Below are 25,678 nucleotides of genomic sequence, written 5' to 3' on the forward strand. Positions count from 1 at the left end.
TTTAAAAGCTTTTAAATCGTTTCTAAACGCTTTGTTTTTAATAGTTAAAAATTATTGTTTTCGTTTTTTCTATAATATTTTACTATATGTTAATTTCAAAATAATTTCACTTTAAATTAGGTCTTACTTTATTACATTTGTTCCGCTTAAAAAACAAAATCAAACTAATAAACAAAAACAGATGAAAAGTATATTTTACGTAGCTTTAGTTATGTGCATTTTAACTTCTTGCGAAAAACCAAAAAAAATTGGTTTTGTTAATAACAGTACAGTTATTAATGATTATCAAGAGAAAAAAGATTTAGAGACTAAATATCAAGTAAAAGAGGAATCTTTTAGAAAAAGAGCTGATAGTATTGGTAGAGCATTTCAAATAGAAGTGCAATCTACTCAAAGCATTGCTCAAAAATCTTCTCAACAAAAAGCTCAAGAATTAATGGGTGGTTTGCAACAAAAACAACAATTATTACAACAACAAATGCAATTTGAACAACAAGAGTTAACTCAAGATTTTCAAAATGATATTGATTCCGTTATTGTTAAAGTTAAAGATTTTGTTAAAGACTATGGTATAACAAATGGCTATACTTATATTTTGGGAACAAGTGATGCAGCTTCAACGGTTATGTATGGTACCGATGAAAACGATTTAACTAAAACTATTTTAGATGCTCTAAATGCTAATTACAAAAAAGATTAATTAGAATTAAATAATATTAAAAAGCTGGCTTTATGCCAGCTTTTTTTATTCGATTTAAAGTTAAATAAACATTATTTTTGGTAGGTAGATTATTTTATGGAAACAAAAACTTTACAACGAATAGCTTTAAGCACTTACTTTTTTTTGTCTGGATTGTGCTTTGCTTCATGGGCATCAAGAATACCAACTATAAAAGATTTATTTACCTTAAATGATGCCCAATTAGGTTCTATTTTGCTCATTATGCCACTTAGTGCTTTATTCGGAACAGTTGCTTCAGGGTGGCTGGTTTCAAAGTTTGATAACAGAGATCCTTTAGTAATTTCATTTATATTTTTTGGATTATCATTACTTGGTATTTCATTTGTTGACACCACATTTTTATTGTTGATTTTATTAGCTATTTTTTCTATAAGCATGCGTGTTCTTAATATTGCGATGAACGCACAATCTATAACGCTTCAAAAGGGATTTAAAAACAATATTATAGGATCCTTTCATGGTATTTGGAGTATGGGAGGCGTTGTTGGAGTGTTGTTTTCTACTATTATGGTAAAAGCAGACATGACCATGAAAACGCACCTATTTATTATATCTGTTTTAACTATTTTAGGTTCAATCTTAGCTTATAAATATTCATTAACAAACGATAAGTCTCCAACAGGAAATAAATTGATTTTAGGAAAACCAGACACCTTTATTTTATATTTAGGACTTCTCATATTTTTTGCTGCAATTTGTGAAGGAGGTATGTTTGATTGGAGTGGTATTTATTTTAAAGAAGTCGTTAAAGAAGATGTGTTTACATATGGGTATTTGTTGTTTATGGTTTGTATGGCTATTTCTAGATTTTTTATAGATAAATTAATTGACAGAATAGGAATGCCAATTATGTATATTGTGAGTGGGATATTAATTTCTATAGGTTTATTATTAGCAGTTTTATTACCAGAATTTTGGACAGCTTTAATAGGTTTTTGTTTAATAGGTATTGGTGTATCTCCTATTTTTCCAATTACCTATATGTTGGCAGGAAAATCAGAAAAATACTCTCCAGGAATGGCAATTTCAATAATTGGAACGTATGCTATTGTGGGAATGTTTATTGGTCCACCGTTAATTGGTTATTTATCATATACCTTTGGTTTGCAAAAAGCATTTTTTATAATAATGTTTTGTGGTATTATGTTTATACCTATTTCTAAGTTATTTTTTAGAAGATTAAATAAGTGATTATAACGATTTTGATGTGTAAAAAGCCAAGGCTTTTGGCAGCAAAGTTATCTTAAAATCACCTGAACCAACGAGTTCACCATCAGCCTGTATTAATGGTAAATTATCAATATCAAACTCTATTTTTATACCCCTAGTTTTAAAACATTTAACTTTTTCAATTCTGTCAATTTTACCATTAAAAAGTGATATTATGTTTTTTATAATATCAATTGAATGAAAATTATTACCCATACTTATATCAAATAAACCATCAAAGGGACTCGGGTTGTTTGTAAGTTGCATGCCTCCACCGGAATATTTGCATAAACCAATAGTAATCATTAAAGTTTTTACCGAAAACTCATTTGTATTAATAGTTGCATTAAAGTTTTTAAAAGAAAACATACAAGCAATGGCTCCTATCAAATAGGATAAAGCTCCTAAATATTTATATTTATTAACGTAGCTAACAACATAGCCATCAAAACCAACACCCGCAGAATTGTTGAAAAAAACAGGAGAACCATTATAGTTTTGAAATTCAATTTTACCCAAATCCTGATTTGCTATAAAACCCTTTTTAATAATTTTTATTGAAGATTCTATGTGTTTTGGAATGTTGTGCGTTTTAATCCAATCATTTCCGGTACCTATTGGAATTATGCCAATCGTTATATCAGAAGGATTTGAAAAACTTTGATTAAAAATTCCATTAACAATATTGTGCAAAGTTCCATCTCCGCCAATACAAATAATATTTTTAAACCCATTTTTTATCGCCTTTTGAGCAAGTTCTTTACTATGTTTGTCGAACTCAGTGTAAGCAAACTCAAACTCAAAATTATATTGAGTTAATAAGGTTTTTATTTTAGGCCATTTTTTTTTAGCAGAACCATTTCCAGAAGTTGGATTAATAATTACATACCAATTTTGTATAGCGTTTTCCACTAATCAGGCTTTTTATGAAGAAGTCTTGTTAATTTTATTGATAAATCAGTCAAAATTATTTTAGCATTACCGTTACGCTCAATATGGTATATAGCGTCTTGAATATCATTGCTTATTTCCATGATGTTGTTTCCGTGCACATAAGGAGCAAAATTTTCTAGTTTAAACTTTTCTGTTTTAGGCTCAAAAAACACCAAATCTTTAGTGTTATAATTTAACAGTAAAGCCTGACGGAAAAAATCTAAACAAAAATTTAAAAATTGTTTTTGTGTCTCTCTTCCCGTTTTAGAAATATCATCACTCCATGAAATTAAATCATGAATAGCAGCTTTGTTTCCTTTTGCTTTGAAAGCGCTTCGTATCCAAAAAATAAACCACGTTTCAAACTGTATGTCTTCAGAATCCTGATAAACTAGATCGCAGGCTTTATTATAATTACCATTTGATTGATGAGCAATTTTTTTAGCAACAGCGGCTTCTAAATTATACTCATTAATTAAAGACGCTATTATAACTTGTTCTGCTAAAGGAGGAAAATGTAAAACTTGGCATCGAGAACGAATTGTATTTATAATCTGTTCTTCATCTTCAGCTATTAATATAAAAACAGTTTTATTAGGTGGTTCTTCAATAAGTTTAAGAAGTTTATTTGCAGCAGCAGTATTCATCTTTTCAGCCATCCAAATAAGCATCACTTTAAAACCACCTTCATAAGCTTTTAAAGAGAGTGATTTTACAATATCTTGAGCTTCATCTACACCAATTTGCCCCTGTTTATTATCAACATCAAGTATTTTGTACCAATCAAATAAATTTCCATAGGGCTGATCTTTTATAAGTTGGCGCCATTCTTCTAAATAATGACTTGAAACAGGATGACTTTTAGCTTTATCACTTGTTGTTACAGGAAAAGCAAAATGTAAATCAGGGTGCGAAAAGCTCTTAAACTTTAGGTTACAAGCTTCATTACCGTTAATATTTTCACCATTAGAGTTACTACATAAAATATATTGTGCATACGCAATAGCCATTGGCAAAGTGCCACTACCTTCAGGACCTACAAATAATTGAGCATGCGGAATCCTACCATTATCAACACTTTGTGTTAAATGATTTTTTATATGATTTTGACCTAAAATATTTTCAAAAAGCATATGACAAACCTACATAAATTTTTTGGTTTTGCTAAAAAGGAAGATTTAACTTCAATAAAAATTATTAAGTTGCGTCAAGAGTGTTCTTTAAAACTAAAATATATAAATAATTATAGTTTTTTTATAATTCTTTATAAGCTATATCGTTTTCGTTTAAAAACACGTTTTAAATAGCTTTTTAATTAGTTACATTTGTGTAACTAATAGTAAAATTATTACAATGAAGACTTTAAATGATTTTAATTTTGAAAATAAAAAAGCGATTATTCGAGTAGATTTTAACGTGCCTTTAAACGACGCTTTTGAAGTAACTGATGCAACAAGAATAGTATCAGCTAAACCAACTATCATAAAAATTTTAGAAGATGGTGGTAGTTGTATTTTAATGTCGCATTTAGGACGGCCAAAAGGTGTTCAAGATGAGTTTTCGTTAAAACATATTGTTAAAAAAGTTGAAGATGTTTTAGGCGTTGAAGTTAAATTTGTAGAAGCATGTGTTGGAGAAAAAGCAGAAGCTGCAGCTGCAAATTTACAACCAGGGCAAATTTTATTGTTAGAAAATTTACGTTTTCATAAAGAAGAAGAAGCTGGTGATGAGGCTTTTTCTAAACAACTTTCAAACCTAGGAGATATTTATGTAAATGATGCTTTTGGAACAGCTCATAGAGCACATGCCTCAACAACTATTGTTGCTCAATTTTTTGAGGGTAAAAAATGTTTTGGATATTTATTAGAGCAAGAAATACAGAGTATAGATAAAGTTATGAAAACTGGAGAAAAACCAGTTTTAGCGATTCTTGGAGGCGCTAAAGTGTCTTCAAAAATCACCATCATCGAAAATATTTTAGATGCCGTAGATCATTTAATTATAGGTGGTGGTATGGCATTTACATTTGTAAAAGCGCATGGAGGAAAAATAGGAAATTCTATTTGTGAGGATGATAAAATGCCGTTAGCCTTGGATATTTTAAAACAAGCTAAAGAAAAAGGTGTTCAAGTTCATATTCCTGTTGATACCATTGCTGCCGATGCTTTTAGTAATGATGCAAATACACAAATAGTTGATATTGATGCAATTCCAGATGGATGGGAAGGTGTAGATGCAGGGCCAAAATCTAGAGCTCAATTTCACGATGTAGTGATGCAATGCAAAACCATACTTTGGAATGGGCCACTCGGTGTTTTTGAAATGGAGAAGTTTGCTGGAGGAACCATAGAATTAGGAAACTCTATTGCTGAAGCTACAAAAAATGGAGCATTTTCTTTAGTTGGAGGAGGCGATTCTGTTGCTGCTGTGAAACAGTTTGGTTTTGAAGATAAAGTGAGTTATGTAAGTACCGGTGGTGGCGCTATGTTAGAAAGCTTAGAAGGCAAAATACTACCTGGAATTGCTGCTATTTTAGATTAGTTATAAAAAGTTTTTAAATTAAATTAAAAAATACGAATTTAGCCATAACATCGTTCAATACTAAATGAATGGATTTTATGGCTTTTCGATTTTTTGTGTTAGTATTATTTTTAAGTTTTGGAATTTCTTTTTCTCAAAACAAAGATTCTTTAACATCTCAAAGACTCTATAATAAAGACACTTTGATTGATGGAAAACTCCAAAGTATTAAAATTATTGAAGCTCAACTAGATAGCACTTCAATAAAAAATTTAGAAGACCACGAATTAGCTTCTAAATTAGACGAGAAATGGCTTGAAGAGCTTTATAATAGCACCCTATTTGATACTATTCATAAAAGTGTAACCGAGTTAAACTTTGATGAGGTTGATTATCCTGAGTTATCAACAGACACCCTGAAGGAAAGATTAAAAAGATTAGATGCAAAAACACCATTTAATGTAGCTTATAATCCTTCTCTTGAAAACGTTATTAAATCCTATTTAAAAAATCGTAGAAATACCCTTCAAAATTTAATGAGTTTAAGTGGGTTTTATTTCCCAATGTTTGAGAGAGAATTAGATAATCAAGACATACCTTTAGAAATAAAATATTTAGCTATTGTAGAGTCAGCTTTAAAACCTAGAGCTAAATCTAGAGTAGGCGCAACAGGTTTGTGGCAATTTATGTTTAGTACTGGTAAAATGTACGGATTAGATGTAAGCAGCTATGTTGATGAACGTAGCGATCCTATAAAATCTACGGTTGCTGCATCAAAATATCTGGCAAAACTTTATGAAATTTTTGGCGATTGGGATTTAGCTTTAGCTGCCTACAACTCTGGCCCTGGCAACGTTACAAAAGCCATTCGACGTTCTGGAGGTTACCAAAATTATTGGAATATTAGACATAATTTACCTAGAGAGACTGCGGGTTATTTGCCAGCATTTTTAGCTACTATGTATATTTTTGAGTATGCTGAAGAACATGGTTTTAAAAAAATAAAACCAGAATTTGCACTTTTTGAAACAGATACGATACGCGTTAAGCAAATGATAACTCTTGATCAAGTTTCCGAGGTAACAGGGACTTCAATTGAAGAACTTCAGTTTTTAAATCCTTCTTATAAATTAGATATTATTCCTTTTATCCAAGGGGAGAATTATGCGTTAAGACTTCCTAAAAGCGCTATTGGTAATTTTGTAAATAATGAAGATAAAATTTATGCTTTTGCTAAAGAAGAATTTGATAAACGAGAAAAACCGCTACCACAATTTTTCAATGCTAATGATAAAATAACTTATAGAGTAAAATCTGGAGATTATTTAGGTAGAATTTCCAGATTTTATGCGGTAAGGGTAAGCGATATTAAAAGATGGAATGGTTTACGCAGTAACGAGTTAAAAATAGGACAACGTTTAACAATTTATCCTAAAAACCCGAAAGCAGCAAATGTATCACAAGTTTCTATCGTTCAAACACAAACTAAGCCAATATCAGGAAACATAGAAACCTATATTGTTAAAAGCGGAGACTCTCTTTGGAGCATATCTCAAAAATTTCCCGGAGTTTCTGTTCAAAATATTAAAGATTGGAACGGTATTAGTGGTAGTAATTTGAAACCAGGAATGAAACTTAAAATATCAAAAGGTTAAATTCCATAAAACAATAAAAATAAACGTATGAAATATTTTATTCTTTCATTTTTATCATTAACACTTTTAACGGCTTGCGCAGACAAGAAAAAATCTAACGAGCGATACTTAGCTGATGCTTCAGGAGCCATAAATAATGTATCTGTAGTAGTTGATAATGAGTTATGGGACGGTAGTATTGGAGAGGCTATAAGAAACATTTTAGCTAAACCAATTTACGGTTTGCCTCAAGATGAACCTACATTTACGATTAGTCAAATTCCACCATCTGTTTTCTCTGGTTTTGTAACTAAAAACAGAACGGTTTTAAAAATAGAACCAAATAAAGAACCGGGTATTGAAATTTCTGAAAATGTTTACGCAAAACCTCAAAAAGTGATTGTAATTTCAGGTAAAACTAAAAATGAAATTATAGGTATTTTAGTTGAAAATGAATCAAAAATAATTGAAACATTTAGAAATCAAGAATTGGAAGAAAGGTTACGACAAATGTCTAAATCGCCTCACCAGTTTACTTCAATAAAAGAAAAACTGGGATTAACCATTCAATTTTCATCCATTTACAGAATCGCTAAAGAAGATGATAATTTTTTCTGGGTAAGAAAAGATATAACTACAGGAACAAATAATTTATTGATTTATGTATTACAGGGAAATGCGATAATAAGAAATGATAGCGTAATAAATCAAATAATAAAAATAAGAGACTCTATAGGCAAACAATATGTTGAAGGAGCTGTAGAGGGTTCATATATGGTAACTGAAAACGCTTATACACCTTTTCATGGAGAAAAGATTTTAGATAATAAATCTGCTCTAGAAACAAAAGGTATTTGGGATCTAAAAAATGGTTTTATGGGCGGGCCATTTATAAATTATGCTATTGAAGACAAAATAAACAATAGATGGGTTGTTATTGAAGGATTTGCATTTGCTCCTTCTGTTGAAAAAAGAAACTACATGTTAGAGCTTGAAGCTATTATTAAGTCTGTTAAAATTGATTAAAACATAGCATTACAAATAAAAAAAGACCAACGTTATTGTTGGTCTTTTTTTATTTGTAATGAAGCTAAAAGAATACTCTTATTTATCTTCTTTTTTATCTTCTTCTTTACTGGCATCTTTAAATTCTTTGATACCACTCCCAAGGCCACGCATTAATTCTGGTATTTTTTTACCTCCAAATAATAATAACACAACCACTACAATTAATGCTATTTGCCAAGGTCCAATTGCCAACGGTAATATATATAAACTCATAATATTAGTTTTAAAAAACAAAGTTAATAATTAAAGTTAAATAAAATCGTTTTATGCATAACTTTAGCAAAATGAGTTTAACTAGCGAATTATATATAATAAGTGCAGCAATATGTTTAATAAATTCTATTTATTTTTGTTTTAAATGAAAGATAAGAAGAATAAACCCAAAAAAATAAAAAAGAAATTACTTGATAAGTACCGTTTATTAATACTTAATGAACATACTTTTGAAGAACGCCTGTCATTTAAGCTTACTCGTTTAAATGTTTTTGTATTAGGCTCTTTATTAGCTATTTTTTTAATTTCATTAACTTATTTACTCATAGCGTTTACACCTCTTAGAGAGTATATTCCAGGATATTCTTCAACAGCTCTAAAAAAGCAGGCAATAGAGTTAAATTATAAAACAGATTCGTTACAAAAAGTTATTTCGATGAATGAGCTTTATTATGCGTCTATAAGAAAAGTATTAAAAGGCGATGTAAGTGCTGCTGATTTTAATAAAGATTCTATTATAGAAGCCGTTAAGTTAGAAGCCAACGAAGTAGATTTGAATCCAAGTGCTGAAGATTCATTATTAAGAGATAAGGTTGACAAAGAAGATAAATATAATTTGTTTGAGTCAGCTACATCTGCAACAAACTTTGTTTTATTTCCTCCTGTAAATGGCACAATTAGTGAAGATTATAATGCGAAAGAAAGGCACTATGCCGTAGATATTGTAGTGGCAAAAGATACACCAGTAAAATCAACAGCAGATGGTGTTGTAATTTTTTCTGAATGGACTGCAAATACAGGTTATGTAATTATTATAGAACATGGTTATGGGCTAATTTCAATTTACAAGCACAATGCATCTTTAACAAAAACACAAGGCGATTTAGTTAAAGCAGGAGAAGTTATTGCAACAGCTGGCAATACTGGCGAATTATCAACTGGACCCCATTTGCATTTTGAACTTTGGAACGATGGCTATCCAATTAATCCTAATAATTTTATAGATTTTAATAAATGATATCCCTTAAATCTGCTTTAGCAAAACCTTTTGCAAAATATATTTATAAAAAAATTCAAAAGTGGGCAAACAACCCTGTTGAAACTCAAGAAAAAGTTTTTCAAGATTTAATATCAAAAGCAACATCTACGGAGTTTGGCAAAGATCACGACTTTGTTAGTATAAACAATCATCAAGATTTTATAAAACGGGTTCCTGTAAAAGATTATGAAGCTTTAAAAACTTATGTTGATAAGGTAGTTGCAGGAGAAATGGATATACTTTGGAAAGGTAAACCTATTTATTTTGCAAAAACATCAGGAACTACCTCCGGATCAAAATATATTCCAATCACAAAAGAAAGTATGCCAAATCATGTTGAAGCCGCAAGAAATGCTATTTTATTGTACATCAACGAAACTGGTAAAAGTAAGTTTGTTGATGGTAAAATGATTTTTTTACAAGGAAGCCCAATTCTTAAAGAACAAAATGGAATTCAATTAGGTCGTTTATCGGGAATTGTGGCTCATTATGTTCCAAACTACTTACAAAAAAACAGATTACCTTCATGGGAAACCAATTGTATTGAAGATTGGGAAACTAAAGTTGATGCGATAGTTGAAGAAACACTTCCAGAAAATATGACGATTATTTCTGGGATACCTTCTTGGGTACAAATGTATTTTGAAAAAATACAACTAAAAACAGAAAAAAAGGTAGGCGATATTTTTAAAAATTTCAACCTTTTTATTTTTGGAGGTGTTAACTACGAGCCTTACCGAGCTAAATTCGAAAGTTTAATAGGAAGAAAAGTTGATAGTATAGAATTATATCCTGCAAGCGAAGGGTTTTTTGCTTTTCAAGACAAACAAAATGATAAGGGTATGTTACTTCAGTTAAACTCTGGGATATTTTATGAGTTTATTAAAGCAGATGATTTTTTTACTGAAAACCCAAAACGAATAACTATTAAAGATGTTGAGGTTGGCGTAAATTATGTAATGATTATTTCAACTAATGCAGGTTTATGGGCTTACAATATTGGAGATACTGTTGAGTTTACTTCAACAAAACCTTATAAACTTATAGTTTCTGGAAGGATTAAGCATTTTATTTCAGCTTTTGGAGAACATGTTATAGGAAAAGAAGTTGAACAAGCCATGCAAGAGGCTATTATAGATTCAGACGTTCGTGTTTCAGAGTTTACGGTGGCACCTCAAATAAACCCAAAAGAAGGGTTACCTTATCATGAATGGTTTATAGAGTTTGAAAATGAGCCAGAAGATATGTTCGCTTTAGCGAAAAAAATTGATGAATCACTTCAAAAACAGAATAGTTATTATTTTGATTTGATAAAAGGCAAGGTGTTACAACCTCTTAAAATAACGCAAGTAAAAAAAGGCGGGTTTCAAGATTACATGAAATCTATTGGTAAACTTGGAGGTCAAAACAAACTTCCTAGATTATCGAACGATAGAAAAATTGTAGAGGGTTTTCCAAAGTAAAATTACGTTTAATAGTACTATATTTGTATCGTCCAAATTAAACAATGAGTAACAAAAAGCAACATGCAAGAACAAGAGCTCAAGAAAGCTCGAATGCCATTGAGCGCATGTATATTACTATGCGTCATCTATTTAATAGAGGGTTTTACAAACCGATGGGTATTTCTGGTGAAACACTTAGGCAAGCTTTACTACTTTTAAGACCGGAGATTTATGGTTCTATTGGTGAAGAAAAAGCAGAACTTGAAGGGTTGCTTTATGTAATTGATAGACTCCCTGTTGGTATTGAAGAATGCACTTTTATTAATTTAACAAGTGATGAAGGCTACTCTAACTCGCATTTTAAACCCATAATTCCGGAAAAAAGAAGACGTAATTGTTACAGAATTGATGCTGAACAAATGAATATAGAGATTACCAGAGGACGCTCTGAAATCTATGATATTTTAACACATCTTACCTTTCTTTTTATTGAATCTCATAAAATAAGTAATCGTGTTATTATAAATGAAGAAGGGCAAACAACCCGAGATTGGATAAAACTTGAAAAAGCAGTTTTATTAAAAAAGAAACTCACACAAGAAGAACGCGAAGTAGCTATAACTCATACGGCTAATATTTTGGGTAGAACTTTTAATGAGTTGAGCAGCGTTTATAATGAGTTTGCAACAAATACCCAACCAGAAAGATTACTACATATTGTTTATTGGTTAGGGAAACTAGCCATAGAAGAACAAATTAATAATAATAAGAGAACAGTTACGTTTAGTCCTGTTTTAAGAGAACGAATAGGACATCATATCCATGGTGAGATATGGGCAGATACAATAAAAGAAGTACTTTTTAAAAATGATTTTCTAGATAGACCGTTGCATATTATTAGTGCTAATATGCATAGCGTTATGAACACCTTATTTTCTTCAAGTGCCTTAAAAACAAATACTGCCAAAAAAGATAGTTTTGAGGTGTATGAATCTTTAAGTAAAAAAGAAAATCAAGATCTCCGCAATATAGTTACTAATGAAGCGTTGCAAAAAGGGATGATTTATATAAAAGATGCTTCGGGTGTAAATATTGATGTTCAAATTTTTGACACGACTAAGCTAGATGTTTCTAAAATTGATATCAAAATATCTGATGAGGTTTTAAAAGAAAAAAAGCCGGTAATAATAGTTATGGATTATGCTTTTGGAGAGCAAGCCTATGAAACTATTGATGAGTTATTAAAACCATATAAAACAAAAGGGAGTAAAACTCATTTAAATGTACAATCGGTATCTATAATGGGTAAAGCAGGCATTTTAGAAGGAGGTAAAGGCGATATCATGATACCATCAGCCCATATTTTTGAGGGAACAGCTGATAATTATCCATTTAAAAACGAGCTTAAAAAACAACATTTAGAAGGTCAAGGAGTAGCAGTTTATGAGGGTTCTATGATTACTGTTTTAGGCACTTCATTACAAAACAAAGATATCTTAAAGTTTTTTTATAACTCTACCTGGCAAGTAATTGGTTTAGAGATGGAAGGTGCACATTATCAAAAAGCTATTCAGGCAGCATCAAAGGTAAGAGGTAGCATCAGCTCTAAAGTAAAAGTTAGATATGCATATTACGCCAGCGATAATCCTTTAGAAACAGGAGCAACATTAGCTTCAGGAGGGTTAGGAACTTCTGGAGTAAAACCAACTTATTTAATAACAAGAACCATATTAGAACAAATATTAAATTAAAATTATGAGTAAAGATTTACCACAACCACAACAATCTGAAGAAGTAGATTTAGGGCAGTTGTTTAAGATAATAGGAAACGCTTTCGATCGTTTTTTTAAATTTATAGGAGGTATTTTTAACAAGCTGTTTTTGGCTTTTGTATGGTTTGTTTTTTTTGTAAAAAAGCACATCATAAAATTGGCAATTGCCGGAGTTTTAGGTTTAGGATATGGCTTTTTTAAACAAATAAAAGGAGAGCCTATTTTTAAATCTACATCAGTTGTAAAACAAAATTATAATACAGGAGAAAATCTCTATAGAGCAATAAGTTATTATAATGAGTTAATTGCAGAAAAAGATCTATCTACTTTAGCTAAAGTTTTAGATATAGATCCTACAAAAGTTACCGCTATTAAAGAGTTTGAGGTAGAGCCTGTTGTTACAGAAAATGAAAAGCTTAAAAGTTTTGACAACTATATTAAAACGCTAGATTCAACTATAGCTTCTACTATTACTTTTGAGAAGTATCAAGAAAATGTTAAAGATTTTCAACATGCCAATCAACGTATTATAATAAAAGCAACAGAAAAAAATGTATTTGAAGAAGTTGTTTCAACCATAGTTAGTAAAATTGAGGATACGGAATATTTTGTCACAGAACAACAAAAGGATTTGGATGAGTTGACAAATCTAGAAAATTCTTTAAAAGAATCATTATCGGCTTCAAAAGATTTACAGGATGTTTATAAGAGAGTTTTAGAAGCTCCAATTGATAATAAAACGGGATCTCAAACAAGTATTAGTATTGACAATACTGAAGATAAAAGTAAGACAAAGGAGTTTGAATTATACACAAATGATATTAATCTTCGTAGAGAATTAGTTAGTATTCAGAGGCAAAAAGAAGAAAAGCAGTTTATTATAGAAATAGTATCTACTCAAGAAAACCAAGGAACTATTGATAACTCTAAAAGCCTTTTCAATATAGCTCTAGACGTTAAAATTTATTATGCTTTTATATTAATAATGGCAACGCTCATGGTATTGCTTGTAATTAATTTTATTAAGTTTTTAGAAACTTACAAAGAAAAAATATAACATGACAATTTTAATAACCGGTGGCGCAGGATTTATAGGTTCTCACGTAGTAAGATTATTTGTAAAAAAATATCCTAATTATAAAATCTATAATTTAGATTTGCTTACTTATGCAGGTAATTTAGAGAATTTAAAAGATATTCAGAATACTCCAAATTACACGTTTATCAAAGGAGACATTAATGATAGCGAATTTATAGATACGCTCTTTGAAGCCTACAAATTTGATACCGTGATTCACCTTGCTGCAGAATCTCATGTTGATAGATCCATTAAAGATCCAATGGCTTTTGTTAAAACAAATGTTTTTGGAACTGTAAACCTGCTTAATGCATCAAAAAAAATATGGGACAACAATTTTGAAAACAAACTGTTCTATCACATAAGTACGGATGAAGTATATGGGACTTTAGGAGATACAGGGTTATTTACAGAAACAACACCATACAGTCCAAATTCTCCTTATTCAGCATCCAAGGCAAGTTCTGATCATTTTGTTAGAGCGTATGGAGAGACTTACGGCCTTCCTTTTATAATTTCAAACTGCTCAAATAACTATGGGCAAAACCAATTTCCAGAAAAATTAATACCCTTATTTATTAATAATATAATTAATATGAAGCCACTTCCAGTTTATGGGGATGGTAATTACACAAGAGATTGGTTGTATGTAGTAGATCATGCCATTGCTATTGAGTTGTTGTTTTCCAAAGGAAAAAAAGGGGAAACCTACAATATTGGAGGTTTTAATGAGTGGAAAAATATTGATTTAGTAAAGGTTTTATGTAAACAAATGGACCTTAAATTAGGAAGAAAAGAAGGAGACTCAGAAAAATTAATAACTTATGTAAAAGATAGGCCAGGGCACGATTTACGATATGCCATTGATGCCTCTAAAATAAATAGAGAGCTAGGTTGGAAGCCTTCAGTAACCTTTGAGGAAGGGCTGTCTATAACTATAGATTGGTATTTAAGCAATAAAGAGTGGTTAAAAAATGTAACCTCAGGAGAATATCAAAATTATTATGAAAAACAGTACAAACAACACTAATTATAATATTCATTTTCAATATTTAATCCAATAAAATACATATGAAAGGAATTATACTAGCAGGAGGTTCTGGAACCCGGTTACACCCTTTAACCTTATCAGTAAGTAAGCAATTAATGCCTATTTATGATAAACCTATGATTTATTATCCTTTATCAACTTTAATGTATGCTGGTATAAGTGAAATTTTAATTATCTCAACACCTAAAGATTTGCCTTTATTTAAAGATCTATTAGGAGATGGCAAGAAATATGGTTGTAAATTTGAATATGCAGTACAAGAACATCCAAACGGATTAGCCGAGGCATTCCTAATTGGAGAAAATTTTATTGGCGATGATAAAGTTGCATTAATATTAGGTGATAATATTTTTTATGGCACGGGTTTAGCAGCACTTTTGCAAGCTAATAATAATCCAGAAGGCGGTATTATTTACGCTTACAGAGTGCATGATCCAGAGCGTTATGGTGTTGTTGAGTTTAACGGTGAAGGAAAGGCAATTTCAATAGAAGAGAAACCTGAGAATCCAAAATCAAATTATGCTGTGCCAGGCATTTATTTTTACGATAATTCTGTTGTGCAAATCGCTAAAAATATCCAACCAAGTCATAGAGGAGAATTGGAAATTACAGATGTTAATAGAGTGTATTTAGAAAAAGAAAAACTACATGTAAGTATTCTTGATAGAGGCACAGCTTGGTTAGATACTGGCACATTTCAATCTTTAATGCAAGCTTCACAATTTGTTGAGGTTATAGAAGAACGACAAGGTTTAAAAATAGGCGCTATAGAGGGAGCTGCTTTTGAAATGGGATTTATTAATAAAGAACAATTTAAAGCCTTGGCAGAACCCTTGCTTAAAAGTGGATATGGAAAAAATTTGTTAGGTCTTTTGAATAAAAATTAATGAAAGCAATAGAGACAAAATTAAAAGATTGTTTTGTAATCGAACCAAAAGTTTTTAATGACGAAAGAGGCTATTTTTTTGAAAGTTTTAATCAAAAAACTTTTAACGAATTAATAGGCAGTAAAATAAACTTTATTCAAGATAATGAGTCTTTCTCGACAAGAGGTGTATTAAGAGGCATACATTTTCAAACAGGAGACTATGCGCAAGCAAAATTAGTTAGAGTTATTAAAGGCAGCGTTTTAGATGTTGCAGTAGATTTAAGAAAAGATTCCAAAACATATGGCGAGTATCTTTCAATTGAATTGAATGAAGACAATAAAAGGCAACTTTTTGTTCCACGAGGGTTTGGTCATGGATTTATTGTTTTGAGTGAAACTGCTATTTTTTCTTATAAATGTGATAATTTTTATAACAAGGAAGCAGAAGGCGGTATTATTTATAATGATTTGGATTTAAACATCGATTGGAAATTATCTCCAAATCAATTTTTAATATCACCAAAAGATACCATATTACCAAAATTTAAAGACATCAGAGGATGAGAACAATTTTAATTACTGGTGGAAAAGGGCAACTAGCTTCTTGCATAAAAGATGTTGCAAAAAACTTGGTTGGCTTCAATTTTATTTATGTTGATTACGATGAGCTAGATATTACTAATGAGTTAGAAGTAATAAATTTTTTTAATAAAACAAAAATTGATTACTGTGTGAACTGTGCTGCTTATACGGCTGTTGATAAAGCAGAATATGATCAAACGTTAGCGAAGTCAGTTAATGAAATTGGCGCAAAAAATTTAGCCGAAGCTTGTAAAAAGAGTAACGCTATTCTAATTCAAATATCTACAGACTTTGTTTTTGATGGTACAAAGTCATCTCCTTATTTAGAATCAGATAAAACCAATCCTATAAGTGTATATGGTTTAACAAAATTACATGGAGAACATGCAGTTACCTCAACCTTACAAACGTATTTTGTATTAAGAACTTCTTGGTTATACTCAGAGCATGGCAATAATTTTTTAAAGACGATGCTGAGATTAGCCAAAGAAAGAGATGAACTTAACATTATTTTTGATCAAGTAGGCACACCTACTTATGCAGGAGATTTAGCAAAAGTTATTTTTATATTAATTACGACTAATAATGCATCCTTTGGGACTTACCATTACAGTAATGAAGGCGTTGCCGGATGGTATGATTTCTCTAAGGCTATTTTTGATATATCTGGATTAAAAGTAAAAATAAATCCTATTAAAACAGAAGCGTATAAAACAGATGCAGAAAGGCCAAAGTATAGTGTTTTAGATAAATCAAAAATTAAAAATACTCTAGAACTTGAAATTCCTTATTGGAGAGAAAGTTTAAAAAATGCTCTTTCAAACCTAGAAGAATTAAACAGTTAGTTACAGATTATTTAATAAATATAATTAAAATTTAAATGGATAAAATTGCAATTATTGGGTTAGGATATGTGGGTTTGCCTTTAGCAGTAGAGTTTGGTAAAAACAATTTTAATGTTATAGGTTTTGATATTAACGAAAAACGAATTAAAGAGTTAAATAAAGGACAAGATCACACATTAGAAGTTTCTGAGAAAGAACTTCAAAATATAGATAAAGTTCAGTTTTCTTCAAACCCAGATGTTTTAGAGCATGCAAATATTTATATTGTTACGGTACCTACCCCAATTGATAAATATATGCAACCAGATTTAAGTCCCATTATCTCTGCAAGTAAATTAATTTCAAAATATATCAAAAAAGGAGACCTTATTATATATGAATCAACTGTTTTTCCCGGATGTACAGAAGATGTCTGTGTTCCCTTACTAGAATCAATAAGTGGTTTAAAATTTAATAAAGATTTTTACTGTGGTTACTCACCAGAACGTATAAATCCTGGAGATAAAGAACGTAGAGTGCATAATATTGTGAAAGTAACCTCAGGAAGCACACCAGAAATTGCAGAAAAAGTAGATAATTTATATAAATCTATAGTTGTTGCCGGCACACACAAAGCATCCTCTATAAAAGTTGCAGAAGCCGCTAAGGTTATAGAAAATACTCAACGCGATTTAAACATCGCTTTTGTTAACGAACTCTCATTAATTTTTGATAAAATGGAAATTAATACCTTGGAGGTTTTAGAAGCCGCAGGAACAAAATGGAACTTTTTACCATTTAGACCAGGGCTTGTAGGAGGCCACTGTATAGGGGTAGATCCTTATTACTTAACCTATAAAGCACAAAGTTTAGGATATAACCCAGAAGTTATTTTAGCAGGTAGACGTATTAATGATAGTATGGGAAGCCAGGTGGTTAAAAAGTATATAAAAAGATTACTTTCTTTAAAAAAAGCGGGTAATAACTTTAAAACCTTGATACTAGGGTTTACATTTAAAGAGAACTGCCCAGATATAAGAAACACGAGAGTTATTGATATTTATAATGAATTAAAGGACTACGGTATAGAGGCCGATATTTATGACCCAATTGCCGATGTTAATGAAATAGAAGAAGAGTATCGCATAAAAGTAAAGGCTGAAGACATTAACAATTATAATGGTATAATAATAGCCGTAGGGCACGAAGAGTTTTTAAATTATGATTGGAAGTCTATTGTGAAGGGAAAAATAGTTTTTGATGTAAAAAACATATTAGAAAAAGGCTTAGCAACAGATAGCTTGTAAATTTAAAGCAAAGAGAATGAAGATAAAAAAACGCTTAGTTATTTTTATTTTAGGTTTTTTGATATCATGTAATAGTAAAAACAAATCTGAAGAAAAACAGGTTGAAGATAAATTGTTGCAATCACTGGTTAGAAAGGGTGTTGATAATAAAGATTTAAAAAACACTTTTTTAGTAATTCTTAATGTTTTGGCCAATAAAAACGACAACTTTCAATTGTTTTATACCGAAGATTATATGTTGTCATTTAATGAAGATCAATCAATTATAAAACTGATTTCAGGCGCTAATGACTATCAAAATATAGTTTTTACATTACCAAGCAATGTATTACCAGATAGACTTAGAATAGATGTGGGTAGTAACAGAAACCAAAAAGTAATTAAAATAAAATCGTTACTATTTCGATATAACGATAAAGAGGTTTTTATTCCTTCAGAACTCATATCAAAATTATTGGTTCCAAATGAGTTTGTTAATTATCGTTTAGGTGAGGACACTTATAATCTATTAACCTTAAATGTGGAGGATAAAACCATATACGATCCAGCCTTTACATGTTCACCTGAATTGGTTAGATTATTACTAGCAATAAAATAATAAAATTATGAACTCAAGAATTATTGAAAATAAAAAGGTTTTAGTTACTGGAGGTGCTGGCTTTATAGGTTCTAATCTAATAGACGTATTAATAAAACAGAATAATAACGTCGTTTGTCTAGATAATTTGGCTACTGGACATCTCAAAAACATACAGCGTCATTTAAGCCATCCTAACTTCAAATTTATTGAAGGCGATATTAGAGACATGGAAACCTGTTTAAAAGCTTGTAGTGGTGCAGATATAGTGCTCCATCAAGCTGCTTTAGGATCCGTACCAAGATCTATTAACAACCCAATGCTCACCAACGATGTTAATATTTCTGGATTTTTAAATATGCTTTGGGCCGTTAAAGAAAATAAAGTAAAGAGGTTTGTTTACGCTGCAAGTTCTTCAACTTACGGTGATCATCCTGGTTTACCAAAAAAAGAAGAATCCATTGGTAATCCCCTCTCACCTTATGCTGTAACTAAATATGTAAATGAGTTATATGCTCAGGTTTTTGCAACCACTTATGGTGTTGAAACCATAGGCTTAAGATATTTTAATGTATTTGGGCCAAAACAAGATCCTAATGGCGCCTATGCTGCCGTGATACCTAAGTTTATAAATTTATTTTTAAAAGGCGAATCGCCAACTATAAATGGTGATGGTTCTCATTCTAGAGATTTTACTTTTATTGATAATGTGGTTCAAATAAATCAATTGGCAGCCCTCACAAACAACGATAAAGCAATTAATAGTGTTTTTAATGTGGCCTGTGGAGATAATACAACCTTGAATCAATTAATACTAGCCATTAAATCAGGGTTAAATAAATTTGAATATAACACGGATATAGAAGTAAACTATGGGCCTGAGCGTGCTGGAGATGTAAAACACTCTTTAGCTTCAATTGATAAAGCATTGACCCTACTAGGATATAAACCAACCGTTAAGTTTAAAGAAGGTATTGAATTAACTTTAAATTATTTTTTAAATAATGAGGGATGAAGCAGGTAAGTCTTTTTTGGATAAATTAAAAACTAAATTCTTCTTAATTTTAATAGCTTTAGTTTTTGCGTTTCCTATACTTCCCAATGCCATTCAATCTATATCTATTATAGCGCTTATATGTTTATCCGTTACAAGTTTTTTAAAAAATAAAAAATTTAATCTAGATAGAAAACAAGTTGTTTTTTATACCCTAATAACATCATGGGCGTTTTTTTTGTGTCTAACAATTTTTTACTCTAAGGACACCATTTATGGTATAGCCACAGCGCAGCGTTACATAAATATAATAGCGATACCTTTAGTTTTGATTTTTTTTGTACCTAAAAATTTCATTAAAAAGGCTCATATTTTTTATTTGTCTTTTATTATATCCAATTTACTATTCGTTTTTATAATTTACTATAAAGCTATTATCGTCATAGAAACAACCTGTTTTCCAGAAATTTATTATGACAATTTTTTTAGTAAACTAAATTTTATTTTAAAAAAACCAAATCATATTATTTTCTCTTGTTTTGAAAACGAATCGAAGCATTCTTTTTTTATTCATAGAGTTTATAATTCAATGAATTTTTTGTTTTCAATACTTTTATTGATTGAGCTTATTTTTATGAATAAGTTTAAAAAAAATATAGGTTTTTATCTTTTATCAATAATAAGTTTTATCGTTTTTGGGTATTTAATATTCTACCAATTTTCTGTTGTAAATGTAGTTTTAGCGCTTGTACTAATCCCAACATTTATTATCACAAAAACACCAATAAATAAAGTCAAGAAATCAATATTTGTGTCAGTTATCTTTGTAGTTGTTTGTTTTGTAGTAATTAATTTAAACAAGACATCAAATAATGTTGCATCAAAATATTTAATTCCGGCCGTTAATATGGTTAAGAAAGTTTTTACTGGGAATAACTATGGTAGTATTGATGAGCGTTATGAAATTAATATTGCAAGTAAAAGTTTAATAGAAGACGCATTTTTATTTGGATATGGTATAGGAGATGTTCAATCTAAACTAAACGAATATTATTTTCTTAATAAAAATAATTCAGAAGCCTATGCAATAGCTTATAAGAATGAATTAAACACCCATAATAATTATGCTTTTTTGATGCTTTCAGGAGGTATAGTTGTAATTATTTTGTTTTTAATAAACGTTATATTTTCTTTTTCTAAGGGAATAAATTCCAAAGAATGGATATATGTATATTTTCTAATTATTATCTTGGTTAACCTAGCCTCGGAGAATATTTTATCTAGAATTCATGGCAATCTATTTTATGCTATTTTTAATGGCTTTTTTATAGCAAAAATGTTAAATACAAAAAACTACGAGTGAGTTTTAAAACAAAATATAAGCTAGAATTCAATTTTATTATTTATTTAATAGGAAAGGTCATTAGTGCAGGTGTGATGATAGGTTCTATACCATTGTTTATTAAATACTTTGGGATTCAAGAATATGGAGACTTTGTTTTATACTATACTACCTTTTTAATGCTTTTTGCTGGTTCCTCGGGTTGGATTGTGCAAGGAATACTCAGGTTTTACACTTTAGAAAAAAATAAAGAAAAAATTAGAAGTGAGATAAACCAAATGGTTTTAAACTCTTTTGTGATTTCTGCACTTATCTTGATAGGGGTTTTTAGCTATTATGATGCAGATATTACGCTATTAATAATTGCAGTTTGCAGTCTTTTTTTTAGTTTATTTTATACAAGTAAAATAACAATCGAACAGGCGCTGTTAAAATCAAAAAACTATATCATTACAGATATTATTAGGGTTTCGTTTTTTTTAATAGTTCCATTAAACTTAAAATATTTTATCCCATCTATTAGCGCAATACATACCTTGTTTTTAGGCGTATTGTTTAGTTACGTTTTAGGCAGTTTATGGCTATCTAAATTCAGAATTATTATTCCTACTATAAGGTTTAGAGGAAAAACGAGATGGCGTAAAATTTTTTTAAAATATGGATTGCCTTTAAGTTTATGGATGGTTTTTTCGCCAACTACCAATGGCGTTGATAGATATGTAATAGAATACAGTTTAGGCACCATTATGTTAGCAAAGTATACGGCGGTATTTGATATTATTTTTAAAGTTTTTTCTAGTATCGCTATTCCCTTTAACAATATTGTTCAACCCATGCTAATTCAAAATTACAACGAAAAAAATTATTCAGAATATAAAAAAACAGTAAATAAATCGTTGCTGTACCTTACGTTAATCTTTCTGGTTTTTATCTCGGGCGCCATTTTATTACAAGATTTTATTATATGTAAATACCTAGGTTTTTGTGAGCAATCTGCAATGCTTTCAAAATTAATAATTCCATTCGCATTTAGTAGTTATATTTGGCAAATAGCCATTTTGATTCAGAAAAATTTAGAAGTCTCGAATAAGACCATTGAAATGACTATTTACATGATAGTTGTTGTTATTGCTATAGTTATATTGGGAATTATTTTTGTTCCCTTGTACGGTTTAATAGCGTCTGCATATATTTCGGTATTCGCAGCTTGTGTTTATCTATTATTGATAATTTATGGAACAAAAAAACATTTTAAATTATGATTTTATATTTTATTTTTATTGCCCTTACAACAGTAATAGCATATATAAATAATAGTGTTTCAAAAAAGCTTTTTTATCCAGCAACTTACGTGTCCTTCCTCTGGGTTTTGTTTGTTACTATTCATTTACTGTATTTACTTTTTTCTGATAGAAAGCCATTTCCATTATCCTTTATTGTACTTTCTTATTTTTTTTTAGCACTACTGCTATTTTCTTTAGGAGGTTTAATAGCTAAAGGACTTCATAAAAACAATTTAAAAGCAGACGTTAAAACAGTTTTCTCTACTACTTTTTTAAATGTTATTTTAATAGTAAATATTTTCTCTTTGATTTTTTACTTCATTAAAATTAAAGAATTGACTGGCTATTATTTCAATCTTCTTTTATTTAGATACTACACTTCCGTGGAAGGGATCGATATTGGCTTCATTAAATATAGTTTAACATTTTCCATCTTTTCTTTGTTACTGGTTCTAATCGATTTTTATAATAAAGAACGAAAAACCTATTTCACCAGTTTTAGATTGTTTTTAATTTTTTTGTTGAGTTTCACTATATCTTTTTTATCTGCATCAAAGGGAGCGTTTCTGTTTTTATTAATAAGTACCTTAGGTGTTTACTCGGTTTACAGAAGAATTAATATCAAGTTAGTATTAAAAACCGTTGGTATTACACTAGCAGTTTTTTTAATAATGGGGAACTTATTAAAAAAATCTATCCCTAATGAGCATACTAGCAAAATTGAGTATACAGTGTTCGATAAGGTAGAATATTTATTGTATTCTTATGCAACTTTACCATTAAGTGCTTTTGATAAGTTTTTAAATGAGCCCTATAAAATTACCTATGGTGATATAGCTTTTAGGTTTCCAAAGGCAGTATTTTATAAAATAGGTTTAACAGATACACCTCCAAAGGATTTAGTTGAAAAATATGTGAAAGTACCAGATTTAGTTAATGTTTACACTGCCTATTACAAGTTAATTAAAGATTTTGGTATTATTTATTCTTTAACAGCGATGTTTCTTTTTGGATATTTACACACGTATTTTTTTATTCATTCAAAAAAATCATTTGGAAGCCTCATAGGATTCTCTATGTTGTTGTTTCCTTTAACTATGACTTTTTTTGAAGAAAATTATACATCGCTATTATCTACTTGGATACAGGTAATACTATTTGTTTATGCAACGAAATTTTTTATGAAATATAAATATGATTAATGAGACCCTAGGCATTGTAATAGTTAATTATAACTCTGCAGAGTTGTTAGAACAATGTGTAAGCGCTATTTTTAACAGTAATATCCAAAATTTATTATTAAAAGTAGTAATTGTTGATAATAATTCTAATGATGGTTCTTTTGAGTTAGATACGCCATACAATCAACAATTAATACTTATAAAAAACACAGATAATAAAGGTTTTGGTTACGCTTGTAACCAAGGTGTTGAAGTGTTAAAAAGCATGAAGTATCTTTTATTTTTAAATCCTGATACTCAAGTTGGATTGAATACTTTTACAGAAAGCATTACTTTCTTGAAGAGTAGTAGCGATGTTTCTATTTTAGGAACCATGCACAAGAATGAAATAGGAGAAATACAAACTAGTTGTTCATACACGCCTAAACCTATCCCTATGATTTGGGACATATTAGGCTTATCAAAAGTATTACCAAACGTTTTTAGACCAGCGACACTAATGATAAATTTTAATCATAAAGAATCTCGTTTTGTAGATCAGGTAATGGGCGCTTATATGTTAATGGAGAAAGATGTTTTTGATAAATTAAATGGTTTTGATAACCGGTTTTTTGTTTATTACGAAGATGCAGACTTCGCCCTTCGGGCAAAAAAAATAGGTTTTTTAAGTTACTATAACTCAACTATTGAAATTATGCATAGCGGTAGAGGCACAACAAAAAAAATTTTCCATATCACCTTATTTTACAATTTAAGAAGCAGGATACAGTTTGCATATAAACATTATGGTAAGTTCTGTGGTGCTTTAATATTATTTTTAACATTAACTCTAGAGCCAATAACAAGGGGTCTGTATAACTTAATTAAGAATCCTTCTGAGAACAAAAACACCTTTAAAGCTTTTAAATTATTATACAGGGATACTTTTAAATAATGAGAATACTTTTTTATCCAAAATATAACGAAAAAGGCGCTAGCAGTAGATATAGAGTCTATCAATATCTTGATTATTTTAAAGACTATAAGGTTGAAGTATATCCTTTTTTAGATGACAGATATATACCATCTCAGTCGTTCAAAAGTATTAAAGGTGTTTTTTATGTTGTATTTTGTTATTTCAGGAGAAGTTTAAATATGCTTCGAATTAAAAGAAGCGATTTGGTATTTCTTGAAAAAGAATTTATCCCTTATTTGCCTTTTAACACGTTTTTTTTTAAACTAGTTAAGATAAATTATATTGTTGATTATGATGATGCCATTTTTCATAATTATGATTTACATCCAAACAAGATTATTCGATTTCTATTAAAAGATAAAGTTTCAAAAGTTATAAAATTTTCTAAAACTGTAATTACGGGTAGTCCTTATTTAACATCCTATGCAAAAAAATATAATGTAAATGTAATTGAAATTCCTACTGCTATTAATTTACAAACTTATCAATCAGTGTTCCAAAAAGAAACAAATAACAATTTTGTAATTGGTTGGATAGGATCAAAAACCACGTCGGTTAATTTAATTAGTTTAATTCCTTCTTTCAAAGCTTTTAAGGAACTGCATAGTAATTTTGAAATAAGATGCATAGGTTTTGATAGGGATTTAGAGCATCATTTTAATGATTTACCCTTTCATGTACAAGATTGGAGCTCTGAGACAGAAGTGGAAGATATTAAAAATTTTACCGTTGGTATAATGCCGCTAGAGAATAATCCATTCAATAAAGGTAAATGTGCCTTCAAACTTATTCAATATATGGCTTGTGGAATTCCAACTATCTCTTCACCTTTAGAGGCGAATATTAAGGTTAATAGAGATAATAATAACTTATTTGCAAACACAGAAGAGGAATGGACAAATGCATTTATTAAAGTATTTGAAAACACAATAGATTTAAAGAAAACAGGAGAAGCAAATAAAGTAATAGTTGAGCATTATTATACAATACAGGCTAATAAAGACACCTATTTAGAAATTTTTTCCAGTATTATTGCAAATAAAATAAGATTTAAGTAAATA

General features: G+C 29.8%; 24 protein-coding genes. 21 read left to right on the plus strand and 3 right to left on the minus strand.

Going from position 1 to position 25,678, the window contains the following annotated elements; genetic code table 11:
- Window positions 1–181 precede the first annotated feature (181 nt).
- Window positions 182–700 carry an OmpH/Skp family outer membrane protein gene (locus AC1XJX_RS05735; RefSeq protein ID WP_482003011.1) on the plus strand — a complete coding sequence of 173 codons (519 nt, stop codon included), beginning with the start codon at window positions 182–184 and terminating at the stop codon, window positions 698–700.
- Between the two features lie 96 nt (window positions 701–796).
- Window positions 797–1,933 carry an MFS transporter gene (locus AC1XJX_RS05740; RefSeq protein WP_482003012.1) on the plus strand — a complete coding sequence of 379 codons (1,137 nt, stop codon included), beginning with the start codon at window positions 797–799 and terminating at the stop codon, window positions 1,931–1,933.
- Here the strand turns inward: AC1XJX_RS05740 and AC1XJX_RS05745 are convergent, their stop codons facing one another.
- Both AC1XJX_RS05745 and AC1XJX_RS05750 read right to left on the minus strand, forming a co-directional pair.
- Complete coding sequence (locus AC1XJX_RS05745) at window positions 1,934–2,863, minus strand: diacylglycerol/lipid kinase family protein (RefSeq protein WP_482003013.1); 930 nt, start codon at window positions 2,861–2,863, stop codon at window positions 1,934–1,936.
- Complete coding sequence (locus AC1XJX_RS05750) at window positions 2,863–4,017, minus strand: DNA polymerase III subunit (protein WP_482003014.1); 1,155 nt, start codon at window positions 4,015–4,017, stop codon at window positions 2,863–2,865. The genes AC1XJX_RS05745 and AC1XJX_RS05750 overlap by 1 nt, the downstream gene beginning before the upstream one ends.
- Window positions 4,018–4,237: 220 nt before the next feature.
- On the opposite strand from AC1XJX_RS05750, the gene AC1XJX_RS05755 reads away from it, so the two are divergent.
- The 3 genes from AC1XJX_RS05755 (at window position 4,238) to AC1XJX_RS05765 (ending at window position 8,064) form a co-directional block, all read left to right on the plus strand.
- Entirely contained in the window at window positions 4,238–5,425 is a 1,188-nt protein-coding gene (locus tag AC1XJX_RS05755) for a phosphoglycerate kinase (protein ID WP_482003015.1), read from the plus strand.
- Window positions 5,426–5,502: 77 nt separating this feature from the next.
- Window positions 5,503–7,059, plus strand: a complete 1,557-nt coding sequence (locus AC1XJX_RS05760) for a LysM peptidoglycan-binding domain-containing protein (RefSeq protein WP_482003016.1) — start codon at window positions 5,503–5,505, stop codon at window positions 7,057–7,059.
- Between the two features lie 27 nt (window positions 7,060–7,086).
- Window positions 7,087–8,064, plus strand: coding sequence for a DUF4837 family protein (locus tag AC1XJX_RS05765; RefSeq protein ID WP_482003017.1), 978 nt, complete (start codon window positions 7,087–7,089; stop codon window positions 8,062–8,064).
- Window positions 8,065–8,142: 78 nt separating this feature from the next.
- On the opposite strand, the gene tatA is transcribed toward AC1XJX_RS05765, so the two are convergent.
- Entirely contained in the window at window positions 8,143–8,319 is a 177-nt protein-coding gene (gene tatA / locus AC1XJX_RS05770; RefSeq protein WP_482003018.1) for a twin-arginine translocase TatA/TatE family subunit, read from the minus strand.
- A 145-nt stretch (window positions 8,320–8,464) separates the two neighbouring features.
- Between tatA and AC1XJX_RS05775 the strand changes: the two genes are divergently transcribed.
- The 16 genes from AC1XJX_RS05775 (at window position 8,465) to AC1XJX_RS05850 (ending at window position 25,675) form a co-directional block, all read left to right on the plus strand.
- Complete coding sequence (locus tag AC1XJX_RS05775) at window positions 8,465–9,337, plus strand: M23 family metallopeptidase (protein ID WP_482003019.1); 873 nt, start codon at window positions 8,465–8,467, stop codon at window positions 9,335–9,337.
- Window positions 9,334–10,821, plus strand: a complete 1,488-nt coding sequence (locus AC1XJX_RS05780; RefSeq protein ID WP_482003020.1) for a GH3 auxin-responsive promoter family protein — start codon at window positions 9,334–9,336, stop codon at window positions 10,819–10,821. Before AC1XJX_RS05775 ends, AC1XJX_RS05780 begins: the two co-directional genes overlap by 4 nt.
- Before the next feature lie 44 nt (window positions 10,822–10,865).
- Window positions 10,866–12,554 carry a DUF6909 family protein gene (locus AC1XJX_RS05785; protein WP_482003021.1) on the plus strand — a complete coding sequence of 563 codons (1,689 nt, stop codon included), beginning with the start codon at window positions 10,866–10,868 and terminating at the stop codon, window positions 12,552–12,554.
- Window positions 12,555–12,558: 4 nt separating this feature from the next.
- The gene (locus AC1XJX_RS05790; RefSeq protein ID WP_482003022.1) at window positions 12,559–13,632 is read left to right on the plus strand and encodes a hypothetical protein; all 1,074 of its coding nucleotides are present in this window, start codon (window positions 12,559–12,561) and stop codon (window positions 13,630–13,632) included.
- A 1-nt stretch (window position 13,633) separates the two neighbouring features.
- On the plus strand, window positions 13,634–14,683 hold the full coding sequence (rfbB, locus tag AC1XJX_RS05795; protein WP_482003023.1) for a dTDP-glucose 4,6-dehydratase: 1,050 nt from the start codon (window positions 13,634–13,636) through the stop codon (window positions 14,681–14,683).
- Window positions 14,684–14,724: 41 nt separating this feature from the next.
- A complete protein-coding gene (rfbA, locus tag AC1XJX_RS05800) occupies window positions 14,725–15,591 on the plus strand; it encodes a glucose-1-phosphate thymidylyltransferase RfbA (RefSeq protein WP_482003024.1) in 867 nt (288 codons plus the stop codon).
- Window positions 15,591–16,136 carry a dTDP-4-dehydrorhamnose 3,5-epimerase gene (gene rfbC / locus AC1XJX_RS05805; protein ID WP_482003025.1) on the plus strand — a complete coding sequence of 182 codons (546 nt, stop codon included), beginning with the start codon at window positions 15,591–15,593 and terminating at the stop codon, window positions 16,134–16,136. Before rfbA ends, rfbC begins: the two co-directional genes overlap by 1 nt.
- The gene (rfbD, locus tag AC1XJX_RS05810; protein WP_482003026.1) at window positions 16,133–16,999 is read left to right on the plus strand and encodes a dTDP-4-dehydrorhamnose reductase; all 867 of its coding nucleotides are present in this window, start codon (window positions 16,133–16,135) and stop codon (window positions 16,997–16,999) included. The genes rfbC and rfbD overlap by 4 nt, the downstream gene beginning before the upstream one ends.
- A gap of 35 nt (window positions 17,000–17,034) precedes the next feature.
- Window positions 17,035–18,285, plus strand: a complete 1,251-nt coding sequence (locus AC1XJX_RS05815; protein WP_482003027.1) for a nucleotide sugar dehydrogenase — start codon at window positions 17,035–17,037, stop codon at window positions 18,283–18,285.
- Between the two features lie 16 nt (window positions 18,286–18,301).
- Window positions 18,302–18,883, plus strand: a complete 582-nt coding sequence (locus AC1XJX_RS05820; RefSeq protein WP_482003028.1) for a hypothetical protein — start codon at window positions 18,302–18,304, stop codon at window positions 18,881–18,883.
- Between the two features lie 7 nt (window positions 18,884–18,890).
- Window positions 18,891–19,877 carry an SDR family oxidoreductase gene (locus tag AC1XJX_RS05825; protein WP_482003029.1) on the plus strand — a complete coding sequence of 329 codons (987 nt, stop codon included), beginning with the start codon at window positions 18,891–18,893 and terminating at the stop codon, window positions 19,875–19,877.
- A gap of 613 nt (window positions 19,878–20,490) precedes the next feature.
- On the plus strand, window positions 20,491–21,219 hold the full coding sequence (locus tag AC1XJX_RS05830) for an O-antigen ligase family protein (protein WP_482003030.1): 729 nt from the start codon (window positions 20,491–20,493) through the stop codon (window positions 21,217–21,219).
- On the plus strand, window positions 21,216–22,460 hold the full coding sequence (locus AC1XJX_RS05835) for a lipopolysaccharide biosynthesis protein (protein ID WP_482003031.1): 1,245 nt from the start codon (window positions 21,216–21,218) through the stop codon (window positions 22,458–22,460). Before AC1XJX_RS05830 ends, AC1XJX_RS05835 begins: the two co-directional genes overlap by 4 nt.
- Complete coding sequence (locus AC1XJX_RS05840) at window positions 22,457–23,683, plus strand: O-antigen polymerase (protein WP_482003032.1); 1,227 nt, start codon at window positions 22,457–22,459, stop codon at window positions 23,681–23,683. The genes AC1XJX_RS05835 and AC1XJX_RS05840 overlap by 4 nt, the downstream gene beginning before the upstream one ends.
- On the plus strand, window positions 23,676–24,596 hold the full coding sequence (locus AC1XJX_RS05845) for a glycosyltransferase family 2 protein (RefSeq protein WP_482003033.1): 921 nt from the start codon (window positions 23,676–23,678) through the stop codon (window positions 24,594–24,596). The genes AC1XJX_RS05840 and AC1XJX_RS05845 overlap by 8 nt, the downstream gene beginning before the upstream one ends.
- A complete protein-coding gene (locus tag AC1XJX_RS05850; protein WP_482003034.1) occupies window positions 24,596–25,675 on the plus strand; it encodes a glycosyltransferase family protein in 1,080 nt (359 codons plus the stop codon). Before AC1XJX_RS05845 ends, AC1XJX_RS05850 begins: the two co-directional genes overlap by 1 nt.
- Window positions 25,676–25,678 lie beyond the last annotated feature (3 nt).

The organism is Flaviramulus sp. (assembly GCF_982512915.1).